Below are 15,197 nucleotides of genomic sequence, written 5' to 3' on the forward strand. Positions count from 1 at the left end.
CGAAAGTCACCAGGTTCGAAGCTGCTCCGTCCGCGTCGGTGCCCACGAGACTTGATGTTTGTTTGGACGAAGACCTGGCAACGGCGGCTGAATACCAAGATGGCAGACAAACTGAAGCCCCGTCGTGCCGACCTGGTCGTCAACTGCTCGGACGTCCGGTCAAAGGAACTCCAAACGGAACATGACAAGTTCGCCGCAACGGGGGAACCGATTTTCTCGAACCATGCTGCCGGATGCAAGCAACGCGGGACTTCTTGCTAATTGTGCTGGAGGTGAATCCTTGCAGGCTCAATGTATGTCCTCTTGCGCAATTTCACTGTCAATTCGCCAGTAGCTTGTGAACTGCGGAGCCCTGGTGCGTTGCCGGGTGCTTTGGAATTCGTTGTCCCTGGCCGCAAGGAAATCGGGGTTCGGCCATGCTGCGATGGTCTCGGGTGACTCATCGACTAAGTGTTTGCGTAGCCTGTCAGCGACGGATTTTGTGGCATCGTCAACGATTGTCTCCATTGTGCCAATAAGGCGGTCAAAGTCTTTGGCCACGGAGCCGGGCATGGGGTGCAGGAGTGTCCATCCCTGAACGTCGCGAACTTGGCCGTTTTCGTCTAGAAGCGCGACCGCGATGGGCATCGTTAGGTCAGACTGGGAGTGAGCGACTGTGGTGTTGCGGTACTTGCGGATCGTGTCATGAATCAACTGGAACTCGCCCGGGATGCCAGGAAATTCCGGCATCTGGTCCAGCCGAGTACGGACGTTGGAAAGGATGAACGGGCGGATGTAGGCGGTGACTGCATGCATCGTCAGCGGGAACCAGGGTGGCGTGCTCTCCCCAGCTTCCATCGCCAATCGGAGAGTGTGGGACGCTTCGGAAAGATCACTGGCGTGGCTGGTGAGGTCGGCTAGGAGCCTGCTGTCGGCGGAGTCAGGGAGAAACGCGAACGGCGGATGTTGGTCGTTGCTCATCGCGATGAGAACCCCTTTATGCACAGGCCAAGGGAGCTGGCTGCCATGTCCGAGTATTGCGGCCGGACGGTGGCGTGTTGTTCCGTCATCGAGTTCTTCCACGAGTCTGGTGAATAGCCCGTGGCTGCCGTCGTTGTGGTGCCATCCGCGGTTCGGATGGAAACACGGAGATGGCGAGGTACAAATGATCCGGATTGAGACATTGCCTTCAGCTCGAGGGACCTTTCCTTTTTAGCCACGTCGTTTTTTCGCTGATTCATTCGTACCCAGTTCGGTTTAGCGTTTGAATGGGTTGGCGATAATAGTCCGCTACCGCCCTTCTTGACGGCCCGACAAGGCGTGCCTATCCCTGAAAAGCATGTCGAACCAAATGCACTGTTCACTTCTTGCGGGTGTCGCGCAGTGCGGTTGGTGTTGACTATCTTGCCGGTCATGGACCCGCCCGTTGTGCCTCTCAAAGTCATTCCTCCACAATAGCGGCAGCTCTCCCCGTGTTGCCCGGCATCGGCCGGTGGTGCGATCGGGAGTCGGAATACTCCAATTGGCAGGAGGGGGCAAGACCAACGAGATGAAGGATTTTGGCGCTCATTATGCCGATCGCATCCGGTATGGCGACATCACGTGGGTGCTCTCAGAGGGGGAATCGTCGGCAGTTGGGGCGGGCAATTGAAGAATGCCGCCGCCAAACAGGTCCGTTATTCTCCGGACTAAGGTGCAGTGGCCCGGGTTCAGATGCCAATTCGCAGTAAAAGGGGGAGTCCGCACTGCTGAATAGGGGGAGCGAAATCGGCCAAGAACTTCGACGAATTGGGCGAGTGAAAGGGGAGTTGACCGCAAATGGCCCTGACCTGCGAGGAATAACCGCTGGTCAGGGCCATGTTGTGTCCCGGGCCGGACTCGAACCGGCGGTCAAGAGAATCTCACCACCTGGGTATCGGGGTGTGTTGTTGACTCTCAAAAACATTGAGTTCTAGGGACTTTTGGGCGATTTCAACGCTGATGATATGCCGTGGATGGTGATTGTTTTTGTTTGAATAGGGGGAGCGCCCCTTCGTGAGCCAGCGGCGCAGTCCGGGTACGGGTTCAATTTCTGGGCATAGGGGGCCACGTGTGTGGTGCCCGATCGCTTGGAGGGGGTCGTCCACGTTGGCCATTTTACGGTCGGAGACCGCCCTGCGGATTCAGACCGAGGCTACACTCTGGATTCTGAAGCCAATTAAATCCTGTGTCGCCACAAGACTTGAGCAGACCCTTCGCTTAGATTATTGATTGCGGTTGCTCGCAAGTGAGCAATTTATTCACTGTTCCGCAAAAGCTGAAAAATGCTGTCGCCCGCCGCAAAGTTGATGTATTCCGAACCCAAAGCGTGGCCAGCGGTATTCCACATTTGACCGGTAGGAGTTAGCCCGGATTTTTCAGGGTGGTCGGGTTGGCGGCTCGGTGGGAATTTGATTTCCTTCCGGGCCGGTTTTCCGGTTTTGGGCATGAATGTAGGGCCTGTGGTTGCTGGGTGGGCGTCGGTTTCCACGTTTCCGTTGTGTTCGTGCAGTGGGTTGTAGGTGTTGGCCAGGGTTTGCCTCAGGCCAGTAGCGGGAGCTTTCTTCGGCGCTGTTTGAGTTCGCTGATGGCGGCCAGGATCGTGGTGATTATGCTGGCCTCTGGCGCGTGCTCGGGGAGGAGCAGCCACGTCCGGCGGGCGCGTGTGATGAGTTTCCCTGCGGTGGCGAAGAGCCGGTACCGCCACCGTTTCATGTACCAATTCTTGGCGGTGTGGCCGTTGGGCAGTGCTGCCAGTTGCAGCCAGGAAACCAGGTTCATGGCCAGGGCAGCAATATTCACCCAGGCCTGGTTCGCGTTGAAATCGTAGAAGGGCAGCTTGCCGAGCCCGGTGTTCTTCAACGTTTTGATCCGGTTCTCACACCTGCCCCGGCCCCGCTGGCGGGCATCCAGGGTGGGGCCGTGCCAGCGTGGGGAGTTCGTGAGAAACGCGGTCACTCGGTGCCCGTCGGTATCCAACAGGGTGGCCTGGGCGCCGGGATGGAGCGGTTCGGCGCGAAGGTAGAGGGTCGTTCCTTCCGGGTAGTCCGTGAGTTCCATGACGTCGGTGGCGTTAACGACCCATGCGTTTTCACGTTCCTCCCCGGCCACATCGAGGGCGGGTTCCCAGTACTATTTGTTGCTGATCCAGCCCACCATGCGGGCCTTGGCCACTGGCACCGGGTAGGAAACACTGAATTGCACCCCCAACACGGAGAGGTAGTTGAGGAACTTTCGGGAGGAGCCGGCGCTGTCGGTGCGCACCAGAATCTTCTCCCCGATCAGCTTTCCGTCGTCGTCGTAGAAGTCTTCGGGGAGTTGGGCCATAGCGGCGGTAAAGATTTTGATGTGGTCATCGGCACTGTTCGCACCGGCATTGCCGGGGCGCATGGCCACGGCCAGGATCTCACCGGTCCCGAAACCGCGCCCGTAGTCAATGCTGGCAACGAAAGACGCGAACCCATACCCGCCCTTGTAGGTGCCGAGGGCTTGTTCCTTCTCGCTGTGCGAGGTTGCGAGGGTGGCGTCCAGATCCAGGATGAGCGGGTCCAAGGCGGTGGCCCGCAGGGCTGGGTTGCGGTCCCCGGCAGCCGCCCACACGCGACCGCAGCTGGCGTGAGACCGTCGCGTTCGAGGCGACCTTGCCGAACACTCCGGGGCTGGTGCGCAGGATGTCCAGGTAGCTGACGTGCTCGCCGCCACCGGCGAGCATCAGCGCCAACGAACCCAGGATCGTGCCGGGCCGGTGCGTAGCACCGGACGGGACAAGCTGGTCCAAACGCTCCTCACACAACTCACGGAAGTCCAGCGCATCAACGAACGAGGTGAGCACGTTCAACCCGGCATGCGAGAGCAGCGACTGGTCCGTCGTGGCGAGAGCCGGGGCGGGAAAAATTCCGGTATTCTTAAGCATCGAAAGGGTGCCCCCTTGCAGCAAGAAAATAATGGCTTAGACACCACTATTTTCCCAGCAACGAGCACCCTTTCGCCTGTTTAACACGCTGCCACAGCCACCCCATCATGAAAACCCTGGGTTAGCTGGCCGCGGTACGCAGTCACGCAAGCCCCTTGAGGTCCATTTCCGGCTCAGTGATGGCGATCCTTGGTGATGAATCACGGTGATCCACTGCAGGGTAGGCGGCGAGAACGCCACCGGCGTTCTCGCCGCCTACCCTGCAGGACGCAAATGTCGCCACATCAGCTGTTCATGAGGGCCCGGACCTCGGCGGACGTCAGTGGCCGTGTGTCCCGACCACGCAACAGCAAGGCGATCTTTGCGGAAACTTCCAATTCCTCGGCAGAATCCACGGCATGGACCAAGGTTGGCCCGGCCACAATGCTTCCGTGGTTGCCCAGAATAATGGCCTTGGCGTCCATGGCCGCCTCGAAAATGTCCGACTCCATGTTGGGGTCGCCCGGCTTGTAATAGGGAACCAATGGAATGTATTCGCCCAGTCGCATCACCAGATAGGGGGTGTGCGGCTGGAACAACGGTTCCTCACTTGGTGCCAGGCAGCTAAGGGCGGTCACATGCGTGGAGTGCAAATGAACGACGGCGCCAATGCCCGGGCGCGCCTGATACATGGCGCGGTGCATGACCACTTCCTTGGAGGGGGCATCTCCGGAAATATGGTTCCACTCTGAATCCAGAAACGACAATCGACCGGCATTCAACCGTCCCAATGATGAATTCGTGGGGGTCATCAGGTAGCCGTCGGCTACCCGGACGCTGATGTTGCCAGCACTGCCGACCGAGTAACCACGATTGAACAGGCTCGCCGCCAGTTTCACCAGTTCTTCCCTTGTTTCGAGAAACTTCACTTGGTGCCCTTTGTTTTGTTGTTAGTTGGCAGGTATGAACACATCAGAGGACGGCGTCGGCGATCAGGATGGTGACCAGCGCCGTCGCCCATGCAATTGTGGTTGGAATGGACCACGTCAGAATCTGCCGCTTGACATCGGTGACGCCTAGCATACGGTTGACCACCCAGAACAGGCTGTCATTGAAGTAGCTGAAGACCATGGCGCCCAAGCATGCTGCCTGTGCAGCGAGAACCATGTTGACGTCCGGGATTTGGGCCAAAATTGGTGCAGACAGGGAAGCAGAGGTAATGATGGCAACCGTTCCGCTACCTTGAACCAGTCGTACCATGGTTGCAATCAGGAACGGGATAAGGATGCTGGGCAGCGGCATGGTGGATACCCACGCGCCGATGGCATCGCCAACACCGCTATCGCGAAGAACTGCTCCGAGTGCGCCACCGGCGCCGGTGACCAACAAGATGATGCCAGCGGATTCGACGCCCTTTTCCATTTCTGCAAGAACGCTGCTGCGGTCCATCTGGCGGGCCAGCCCGTAGATGGCAAGAATTACACCGAGGCCGACGGCAATCACGGGGTTGCCCATGAAGGAGGCAATCTGGACAAGGAGTGCCGGGACGACGTCTTCGGTGGTCTTGGCCACGGCAGAGATGGCGGTGTTCAGGAAGATTAGAACAATGGGAGCAAGGATGGGAAGCACTGACAAGAACAAAGACGGGAGGACCTTCAGACGTTCGTCGGCAAGGTCGTTGAATTCCTGGAAGGCTTCCTTGGCGCTGGTTTTTCCGTCGGCTACTGGCAAGACATTGCCCCCGCCACCGGACATCACAACGGCCGGGATGGGTGCCATCGCTTCGATCCTGGGTCCGGCAAACCGTGCATAGAGCGTTACAGTCACCAAGGCAGGCACGGTGAGCAATACGCCGTAGAGAATCATTTCACCGATGGAGACACCGTAGATGCCCGCAGCACCGAGCGGGCCGGGGGTCGGCGGAACAGCATGGTGGGTAAGTACCATGCCGCCAGCCATGGCAATGCCCAACGTCAGCCTTGAGCGGCCGGTGCTGGTGGCCAGTGCCTTGACCAGGGGCGTGAGGATCACGAAAGCACTGTCGACAAAAATCGGGATGGAGATGATGTAGCCGGCGACAGACAGCGCCCATTCCTCACGCTTATTGCCGAGCCAACGAATCATGGTGATGGCCAGCTTTTCGGCTGCTCCGGAGACCTCGAGGATGCGCCCCATCATGACGCCGAAGCCAACCACCAGACCGATGGTTGCAAGCGTTGAGCCGAATCCCTTGGTGATGGAGGCTACAGCCACATCCGGTGTCATACCGGCTGCCAGAGCAGCAATGGACGCCGCAATGATCAGAGCAAGAAGTGCGTGCACTTTTGTTTTGAGCACAAGGACAATAAGTACTGCAATGGCAACGACCAGCCCGACTATGGCGGCGGGGGTGACCGTTGCGATGGTTTCAACCGCAAAATTCATGGTGATATTCCTAGGTTATGGAGATGAGGGCTTAGTTTGCGATGAAATCATCGTGGTATTGCTGGACCACCTGATCGAAACCAGAGTCGGAAACAAAACCGAGTTCCCGCGTGCGCGTCACGTCGAAGGCGCCGGGCCAGGATCCAACAATGGCATCAATCCTTGCGTCGTAGTTGATGCTCACGAGATCTCGTGCCGCTTGGCCTCCCACCCGCTCCAGACTTTCGAGCATTTCTCCGGCAGTGACGCTCAAGCCCGGGACGTTCAATACGCGCCACCCGCCCAGAAGGTCTCCACCAAGTTCAAAGGCATGGACCAGGTTGGTGACCGCGGCGTTGGGGGATGAAAGCCACATCTTCGTCTCTACCGGAACCGGGCACACTGATTCGCTTCCATTGAGCGGCTCGCGAATGATGGAACTGGCAAAGGAAGAGGCTGCGCTATTCGGTTGGCCGGGGCGCACGGAAATGGTAGGGAGGCGGCAGATGCGTCCGTCGATGTAACCCTTGCGCGTGTACTCGTTGACCAGCAGTTCGCCGATTGACTTGACCATCCCATAGGTCGATTCCGGTTGCGTAGCCATGTTCTCCGGCACGATTTCCGGCATTGCACCGCCGAAGACAGCCAGTGAGCTGGTAAAGACAAAGCGGGGAGTAGCCTGGATATTCCGCGCTGCCTGGAGCAGGGCGCGAGTGCCATCGACATTAACATTCATGGCCAGATCGAAATCGTCCTCCGAACCACCGCTGAGCACGGCCGCGAGGTGGAAAATTCCCACCGTGTCCTGCGTGACCAGCTGGTGCAGCAGCTCGATGTCGCCAATGCTGCCCTTGATTGAGGTGACACGTGAATCATCGACGGGGCACTCGGCCAAGTCGAGGGACACTATTTCGTCGAATTCCACGGCACCGATCCCGGCATCCTTGCGTTCCAGCAGGAGTTCGATGACGCGGCTTCCGAGGAATCCGCCGCCGCCTGTAACTATAATTTTCATCTTTGAAACTCTCTTTAGTGTGGGGAATCGACGCGGGGATCAGCCAAGGTCAAGGGAATGCCGAGTTCCTTGATTTTCTCGACCGCTGAATCGGCAAGACCGGAATCGGTAATGATCTCGTCGATGTCTGTGAGCTTTACTGCATGTAAATTGGCCACCCGGCCGTACTTGCTGCTGTCGCACACCAGGATGGTTCGAGCGGCAGAGTCTTTGATGGCCCGTTTGACCGCCAATTTGGCGTCCGTGGGCACGGAAGTACCGCGCAAATCGAAGGAGGACGTCGAGGTAAACGCGACATCCACATTGAACTGGGCAACCATCCGGGCCGTCAGCGAACCATCCGAAGAAAGGTTCGCTCGGTCCAGTGCGCCGCCCGCGAAGAAAAGTTCGTTGCTCGAGCGTTCCGCCAAGCTGAGCGCAATAGACAAGTCGTTGGTAATGAAGACCATGTTCGGCATCGGCGCCAGAAGTTGGGCAATCGCCAAGGTGGTGGTGCCCGCATCGAGGAATACCACGTTGCCCGGCTGGACGCGTCCCACGGCCGCCTGCGCAATGGCCAGTTTCTCGGCTTGCTTCAACCCTTCCTTGACAGTGTGGGATTGGTCCAAGGCCAGACGTTCCGGCCTGCTGACACCGCCAAGAACCGAGACAACACGGCCCATTTCTTCCAGCCGGTGAATATCTCGGCGTACCGTCATATGGGAGACACCCAAGGCCTCAACAAGACTGTTAATACTGACGCTGCCATGGTCTTCGAGCATCTGCAAGATGGCACGTTGCCGTTCGAGGGGGATCATTTGGGCTCGTTTCGGTAGGATGCCAGCCAGCCGAGTCCGGAAGCTGTTTCACCGGCAGGGCGATACTCGCAGCCAACCCATCCGTCGTAGCCAGCTGCGTCCAAGGCAGCCAGTACATAGGGATAGTTCAGCTCACCGGTATCGGGCTCATTGCGTTCTGGCACAGAAGCAATTTGGATGTGCCCGATGCGCTCCATGGAATCACGCATGAGCATGGTGACATCGCCCGACGTGATTTGGGCGTGGTAATAATCAAATTGCAAGCGAGCGTTGGGCCGATCGATCCTGTCAAGCAAATCGATAGCCTGCGCCACGCTGCCCAAGAAATATCCCGGCATGTCTCGAGTATTGATCGGCTCGATCAATACCTCGATGTTGCGGGCAGCTGCCTGGTCAGCCGCATATTGCAGATTCTCCACATACAGGGCCCGGGTTGCCTCGGTAACCTCAGCGATGCCTGCCATAATGTGGACCTTAGGGCAACCCAACGTGTGCGCATACTCCAATGCTTGAGCGATCGATTCCCGGAAGTCCTGCTGGCGCCCTGCCAATGAGGCCAGTCCGCGTTCGCCACTGTCCCAGTCCCCGGCATAGGCATTGAACAGTGCCTGCTCGAGGCCGTGCGCCTCCAGTTGTTCGGCGATCTGGGTTTGGGTGTGGTCGTACGGGAAAAGGTACTCGACTGCGTCGAATCCGGCGTCCGCTGCAGCCTTGAAACGCTGCAGAAACGGCACTTCTGTGAACATCATGGACAGGTTTGCTGCAAATTTGGGCATTTTGACGTTCCTCCTCTTACTGGGCTTGGCTAAAGAAATCGACGGTTCCGAAGTTTCCTGATTTCAAAGCTAGGTCCACCGATCCATCCAATGACCGGACCCAGGGGACACCTGGTGCGATCGGGGCTCCCACTTCAAATCCCGTTATGCCCAAAGCCGTCGTGACAGATCCAGAGGTTTCACCGCCAGCAACTATCACGCGCTGGACTCCTCCGGCTACCAGTGCGACGGCGATGCGGCCAAAGAATTCTTCTATGGCGTGGCTGGATTCGGCTGAACCGTAACTCTGCTGGAGACGCTGTACCTCGGCAGGGCCGGATGTGGCGAAAATTAGCGGTGCCGGAATGGAGCCGGACCGTTCATTAAACCACGACAGCACTTCCTCGTCGTAGCCTCCGGGCGACGTCATGAGCCGATCGACATCCACCGACAAGGACGGCCCCTTAGTCTTGTAGTCGGCAACTTGGTCGTTGGTCATGACCGAGCAGGACCCTGACAGAATCACGGCCGGTCCGGATTTGGGAGTGAATGCTGTTTGCCGGCCCTTGACCTCGTCCGGCAGGGATCGTGCAATAGCCCCGCCAAGTCCGGAACCTCCTGTCACCAAACGCATCTCGGTCACAGCCGCGCCCAGAACACTCAGGTGCTGGTCGTTGAGGGCGTCGAGTACGGCATAGCGGTTACCCGCAGCCTTCAGTGCGGCTAGGGCCTCAGTGACAGCCTCGGTTCCACGTTCTACGACCTGCAGCGGAACCAGGCCTGTGGTGCCCCGTGCCTGGCCGTCCATGAGTCTCACGAGGTTTGAATCCGTCATTGGGGTGACCGGGTGGTTACGCATGCCCGACTCGTTGAGGGGTGCTCCATTGACGAAGAGGACTCCCTGATACGTGGTGCGTCCGTTGACCGGCAACGCGGGGCAGACCACGGTAAAGTCCTCGTTCAAGGCATCGAGCAGGGCATCGGTGACTGGCCCGATATTTCCTTGTGCGGTGCTGTCGAAGGTCGAGCAATACTTGAAAAACACTTGCCGGGCACCAGCAGCTTTGAGCAGTTCCAGGGCTTGGAGCGACTGCGCTATCGCTTCGTTGGCCGGGTTGGAGCGGCTTTTGAGGCTGACAACGATGGCTTGGACGTCGTCGTTAAAGGGGTCAATAGACTCGGCGCCCGATACCTGAATGGTCTTCACCCCGTTGGCCACGAGAAAACTCGCAATGTCGGTTCCGCCAGTAAAGTCGTCCGCGATTACGCCCAGCTGAACACCCATGTTCACTCCCAGTGTGTTGCGGCAAAACACCGCTCGTAGCAATTTTCACAAAATTTATCACATCATCACACGAAAGTGCCAACAGCCCGTCTTACTTTGGACGGCGCACTGTCAGTATGGTTCGCAAGTTTGCTTGTTAGTGTTGAAATCGGGGCGTTGCCGACTTGCTATCACTTGGATTTTATTCACACATTTTCACATCATTGCCATGTGCCTCACACGCCCGGGAATGGCCATCGACCAAGCCGGTGCCTAGGCCTTTTGCGGTGAGGAATTCGGGGTCCGCGCACAAAGCATTGGTCTGCGCTGACGGATGCGCCGGGCTCAACTATTCTGCCTATCCATGTGGTCTTTTGGCTGAGTTGTCCTCGATACCTAAGGTGGCGACAGGGTCGATGGCATCTGGGTAGACAACAGGTCCCACGTTGGTGGGCTTTAGAGATATGGGGGCTGGTCGCACTTGAACAACGATGAATCGCCGTTACAGGTTGGCTCGCGCATAGTTGCCCAAGTCCTTAGGTATGGCCTCTGTGGACAACACGTTCTCCCGCTGAGCCGCAAAAGTGGGAGTGATTCTTGAGGAAAATTTTGCTTTAAAGGGGGAGTTGGGCCGTTTTTAGCCTCAAACGCCGCTGGCCTGCGGAACATAACCCTAGGTCAGGACCATGAGGGTGCCCCGGGCGAGAATTGAACCCACGACCAAGAGAATCTCACCACCTAGGTGTTATGGTGTGTCGCTGACCCTCAAAAACACTGAGTTTTAGGGAACTTTGGGCGATTACAAGGGCGATGACATGCCGTAGGCAACGGTAGTTTGAGTTTGAAAAGGGGGGAGTAAAGGGGGAGTGCCTCTTCGTGAGCCAGCCCCACTATCTGGGAACGGGTTCATGCCTCGGCAAAATGGCTCAAGTGTACGACGCGCAATCGCGTGGAGGTTCATCGTCTATGTTGCCCATTTTACCCTCGGAGACGGCCCCGCGGATCAAGCGAGAGCTGTAACTGAAATGTCGCACTCTGGCAGTTCCGCGCGGGGAATCGTCGCCCACTCCCTTGTTTCTATTGAGACAAGGGACGTCATCGATATTCGCGCGACCTGGGCAGCGTCCATGGTCGAGTTGATGCGCGGACGGACTGGGTCAGGCGTGTGAATGGTGCCCTCTGAAGAGCCTGCTTCCCAGGATTAAAGCTAGAGAACTTGCCCCCATGAGGGCGAGGTTGGCTCCGACCATAAGGCCGAGCAGTACGCCCGGGGTCCCGTCGCTCATAACCCTCAGCACGATTAACGTGGATACAAGGAGGGCAAAGAATTAGGAGTAGGCAGCCGATGATCCAGCGTAGTCACCCGGAGGCCTAGGGCTCGAAATTTGGGGGCCAGGCGAGTGCTGTTGGGGTAACGGGGGGTGGTCTTGACCCGTGGTGGATGAAAGTAGGGTCTTCTACTTGACTTCGGTGTCTTCACAATCGCCGCTGTCTTCTCTAACTGGCCGGGAAACCCTGCCTTGGCGTTGGTGCCCCATATTGTGCGTATTCATCGCTCAGTTGTTTGAGTCGGAAGCGGGGGCTGCAGGCACCATGGCGACGCTGACCGATTGCGGTGTTGGGGCTTGGAAGCGCAACCTTGTTGTTACCGCCCTTGTGGGAGTGGTTCTTTGCCATGTCAGCGCGGTGGCTGCAGCCACCGGCAGCTTTGGGCTTGTGTCACTGCTGCTGGCAATTGGCATACTTTCGCTGGTCTTTGTGGTTGTGATCTGGGTACGGGCCAAGTCCGTAAAGCGTCAGGCCGAGGGCAGGCAGTAACCGGGTTGCGTAGAATGGCATCCACGGTCGTCAGGGGGCATCCGTTCCGGCATTTTGGGCTAGTAGATCCTTGGCCAAGAGCTACTTCACTCCCCTAGAATTGGTGGTCGAAACAATGCAGGGAGCTGTGAATGTCAGGTATTGACGGTACCCATGTGTGAAGAAATTGCATTCATCACCGGGGCCAGCCATTCGGCAAAGATCTGAGCCCGGGCGAGGTCTTCGTGTGTGTAGCTGCCTGGCGCATCCATGAGGTTTAGACAGCCAAGGAAGCGTCCTTGATGTTGGACGACTGCGTTGATCCCGGCTCCGAGACGAAGTGCAGCTAAGGTGTCGTGGTGCTCAAAGGCGTCGGATTGCAGGTCGTCTGGCGACTCGGCAATGAAAGATTCCATGCGCGCCACGCATTGCTCAGTCCAATCGATTCCGAGCTCGGCTGAGATCCCGCCAACACGGTAGATCTCCGGAAGCGACGTGTAGATCCGGATTAGGTCGCCTGTGACAGGGCGCCAGAGTGAAATGGTCGCCAGCCGGGCGCCAACCTCGGCTATCGCCTGATCAACTAACGCGTCCAGGGACGCCTGCTGCTCGGGCGTAATGGCCACGGATACGACTTCTTCAACAACGGGGGAGGTGGTCAAGACTTCATCTTCCTTGTCGGGCTGGTGAGGGATGTTTTGGGCCCTACCCAGAAGCATGACGCCGACGAGGGCGATACAGCCGCCGAGAATAGATGCCAAGGTGGGAATCTGGCCGAGGATCAGCCAGCCGAGTGCCATTGAGAATAGTGGAACAGCGAAGAGCAGTGATCCCCCTTCGGCGACACTGGTGCCCGCCAGGGTCAGGTTCCAGAATGAGTAGGCCAACACGGTGCTGCCCACCACCAGGACGGCCATGGCAATGATGGTCCGGACTCCCCAAAGTTGCGGATTGATGTCGAACTTTGCCATGGGAAGTGTTACCAGGCCGCCCACAATGCAGCCCCAGAACACCATCTCAACCGGTGGAACGCGCCCTAGCACCGGTTGCTGCCAGATGAGGAATGCGGCGAGGACAAGGGCCGCAGCCAAGATCGTGATGGCGTTCCAGTCGAAGCCGAGATCGCCGGGCCCGAAGACCGTGATGGTCGCGACACCGACCGTGGCCACGGCCATGCCGATAATTCCCCTCCGGGACGTCCGCTCGCCGAGGACAACGTAGCCGAGGATGAATGCAAACACTGGCGAGGTGTTCAAAAGCAGGCTCACGGTCCCGGCGGGAACAGTTGTCTGCCCGAGGTTCAGCAGGGTTCCGTAGGCGCCGTAACCCAAGGCCGAAATGCCAACCACTCGCCACACATCCCGCTTCCGGATGAGGAGCTTTCCTCGCGTGGCTAGGAAGTACACGCCAAGGATTGCCGCGGCCATCAGGAACCTCAGTGGCGTCAGGTCCAAGGGGTCAACGGCTTTGAGTACCTCGCCTGTGGCCACGTAGGTAGGTGCCGACGTGACGACCATGAGGACGTCCGGACGCCGCAACCAATCAAGTCTCACCGACGTGGCTCCCACCCGCTTTCAATTCGTTATAGTTTTTTCATCCGAAACTATTGCGCCGTAGATGAATTTATTTGTACAGTACAGCAAATAGATCGTCCAGAGTAGTAAAGATCACGTGGAAGGCCAGACACATGGAATACCTGAACAATCCTGAGGGCAGGGGCATGATTTCGCGGCGCAGTGTTCTGACGGCCTCCGGCCTCGCCGTCGTCTCAGCCGCTTTCTTGACAGCCTGCTCCGGCGGCTCCGCACTTCCCCAAGCAACCTCCGGCGGCAACGGTGCCGCGGCGAAGGCAGGCGGCACCCTGAGGATCGCTCGCCCGCCGGCGTCGAAGGCTGAAACACTGGATTCCGCCAGTTCCCTCTCCGCCTACGAATATCTGGGCGCGCTCTACAACCGCCTGGTCCGCCTCGATGACAAGGGCGCCGTGCAACCTGACCTCGCCGAGTCCTGGGAAACCTCCAAGGACGCGCTGACCTGGACGTTCCACCTCCGAAAGGGTGTGACGTGGCACGATGGAAAGCCGTTCACGGCGAAGGACGTTGTCTACACTTTCGGACACATCCTTGACCCCGGCACGAAGAGCCCGCAAGCCGGTGTCCTCTCGCCATTCATCACAGCCAAGTCTGCGGCGGCCAAGGATGACACAACACTCGTCGTCACATTGACCTCCCCGAACGCAGAGTTTGCAAGCCTCATGACCGGGTACAACTGCTACATCATCCCGGACGGGTCCGGGGGAACCATCGGTCAGTCCGGAATAGGTACCGGTCCGTTTAGGCTTGCCTCCTTCACACCCGCGGGCCCGGGCAAGATTGTGCGCAATGACGCGTACTTCGGAGACAAGCCCAAGCTTGACTCGATTGAGTTCTCGTCGATTCCAGATACCCAAGCCCGTGTCAACGCACTGCTTGCAGGCCAGATCGACCTGATCTCGCAGACGAACCTGGACTACGCAACATCGCAAACAGTCCTCGCCTCCAGCATCGCCACGGTCTCTCCCGTGAAAAATGCACAGTGGTACACCGTGCCCATGCTGAACACCTCCCCGGAATTCAAAGACCCCAACGTCCGTCTGGCCTTGGCGCATGCCTACAACCCCAAAGACGTCATGCAGCTTTCCGTCCACAACAACGGCACCGTTGCCCGGAACAACCCCGTTCCCCCCACGGAGGCCTACTACCTGGACTACGGTTTGGACTACGATCCCGAGCTGTCCAAGTCCCTGTTGAAAAAGGCCGGTATGGACTCAATGAACGTGGACATCTGGACGTCCACCTACGACTCCGTCCTGACGCCCCTGGCACTGGCCATGAAGGGCAGTGTGGAAAACTCGGGATTCACGCTGAACGTGAAAACCTCGGCCGCCGACTCCTATTACACGGACGTGTGGATGAAGAAGCCGCTAATGACCAGCTACTGGTACACGGGTCGACCCATTGACCAGTTGCTGAACCAGATCTTCCGGTCCGGGTCCTCCTACAATGAGAATGCATACTCCAATCCGCAGTTTGACAAGATTCTGGACAACGCCCGCGCCACCGTGGACGACGCCAAGCGCAAGACGCTCTACCAGGATGCCCAGAAGCTCCTAATAGACGACGGCGGCTCCCTGACTCCGTTCTTCGCCGATCGTTTGGTGGGGCTCAGCAAGAAGGTTGCCGGCTACAAGGAATTTGGCTTCGAGTTCGACTACATCAACATCGGGTTGGCTGCATAA

General features: G+C 58.2%; 11 protein-coding genes and 1 pseudogene. 2 read left to right on the forward strand and 10 right to left on the reverse strand.

What is annotated here, in order from left to right:
* Nucleotides 1–288: 288 nt before the first annotated feature.
* The 9 genes and pseudogenes from AAGW05_RS16650 to otnK all read right to left on the reverse strand — a co-directional run bounded on the left by AAGW05_RS16650 (nt 289) and on the right by otnK (nt 10,144).
* Nucleotides 289–960 carry a hypothetical protein gene (locus AAGW05_RS16650; RefSeq protein WP_411805680.1) on the reverse strand — a complete coding sequence of 224 codons (672 nt, stop codon included), beginning with the start codon at nt 958–960 and terminating at the stop codon, nt 289–291.
* A 1,294-nt stretch (nt 961–2,254) separates the two neighbouring features.
* Entirely contained in the window at nt 2,255–2,488 is a 234-nt protein-coding gene (locus tag AAGW05_RS16655) for a hypothetical protein (RefSeq protein WP_411805681.1), read from the reverse strand.
* 50 nt (nt 2,489–2,538) lie between these two features.
* Nucleotides 2,539–3,910 (reverse strand): annotated as a pseudogene (locus AAGW05_RS16660) (IS1380 family transposase).
* 284 nt (nt 3,911–4,194) lie between these two features.
* A complete protein-coding gene (locus tag AAGW05_RS16665) occupies nt 4,195–4,818 on the reverse strand; it encodes an aldolase (protein ID WP_411805682.1) in 624 nt (207 codons plus the stop codon).
* A gap of 43 nt (nt 4,819–4,861) precedes the next feature.
* Nucleotides 4,862–6,313 carry a GntP family permease gene (locus AAGW05_RS16670; RefSeq protein WP_411805683.1) on the reverse strand — a complete coding sequence of 484 codons (1,452 nt, stop codon included), beginning with the start codon at nt 6,311–6,313 and terminating at the stop codon, nt 4,862–4,864.
* Between the two features lie 31 nt (nt 6,314–6,344).
* A complete protein-coding gene (gene denD / locus AAGW05_RS16675; protein WP_411805684.1) occupies nt 6,345–7,307 on the reverse strand; it encodes a D-erythronate dehydrogenase in 963 nt (320 codons plus the stop codon).
* A gap of 14 nt (nt 7,308–7,321) precedes the next feature.
* Nucleotides 7,322–8,104 carry a DeoR/GlpR family DNA-binding transcription regulator gene (locus AAGW05_RS16680; protein ID WP_411805685.1) on the reverse strand — a complete coding sequence of 261 codons (783 nt, stop codon included), beginning with the start codon at nt 8,102–8,104 and terminating at the stop codon, nt 7,322–7,324.
* Entirely contained in the window at nt 8,101–8,880 is a 780-nt protein-coding gene (gene otnI, locus AAGW05_RS16685; RefSeq protein WP_411805686.1) for a 2-oxo-tetronate isomerase, read from the reverse strand. The genes AAGW05_RS16680 and otnI overlap by 4 nt, the downstream gene beginning before the upstream one ends.
* 16 nt (nt 8,881–8,896) lie before the next feature.
* A complete protein-coding gene (gene otnK, locus AAGW05_RS16690; protein ID WP_411805687.1) occupies nt 8,897–10,144 on the reverse strand; it encodes a 3-oxo-tetronate kinase in 1,248 nt (415 codons plus the stop codon).
* A 1,539-nt stretch (nt 10,145–11,683) separates the two neighbouring features.
* Between otnK and AAGW05_RS16695 the strand changes: the two genes are divergently transcribed.
* Nucleotides 11,684–11,941 carry a hypothetical protein gene (locus AAGW05_RS16695; RefSeq protein ID WP_411805688.1) on the forward strand — a complete coding sequence of 86 codons (258 nt, stop codon included), beginning with the start codon at nt 11,684–11,686 and terminating at the stop codon, nt 11,939–11,941.
* Nucleotides 11,942–12,075: 134 nt separating this feature from the next.
* Here AAGW05_RS16695 and AAGW05_RS16700 read toward each other — a convergent pair whose 3' ends face one another.
* On the reverse strand, nt 12,076–13,473 hold the full coding sequence (locus AAGW05_RS16700; RefSeq protein WP_411805689.1) for an EamA family transporter: 1,398 nt from the start codon (nt 13,471–13,473) through the stop codon (nt 12,076–12,078).
* 134 nt (nt 13,474–13,607) lie between these two features.
* Here AAGW05_RS16700 and AAGW05_RS16705 point away from each other — a divergent pair, with 134 nt between their 5' ends.
* Nucleotides 13,608–15,197, forward strand: coding sequence for an ABC transporter substrate-binding protein (locus AAGW05_RS16705; RefSeq protein ID WP_411805690.1), 1,590 nt, complete (start codon nt 13,608–13,610; stop codon nt 15,195–15,197).

Origin of the sequence: Arthrobacter sp. LAPM80 (assembly GCF_046736435.1) — a bacterium.
Taxonomy (GTDB): domain Bacteria; phylum Actinomycetota; class Actinomycetes; order Actinomycetales; family Micrococcaceae; genus Specibacter.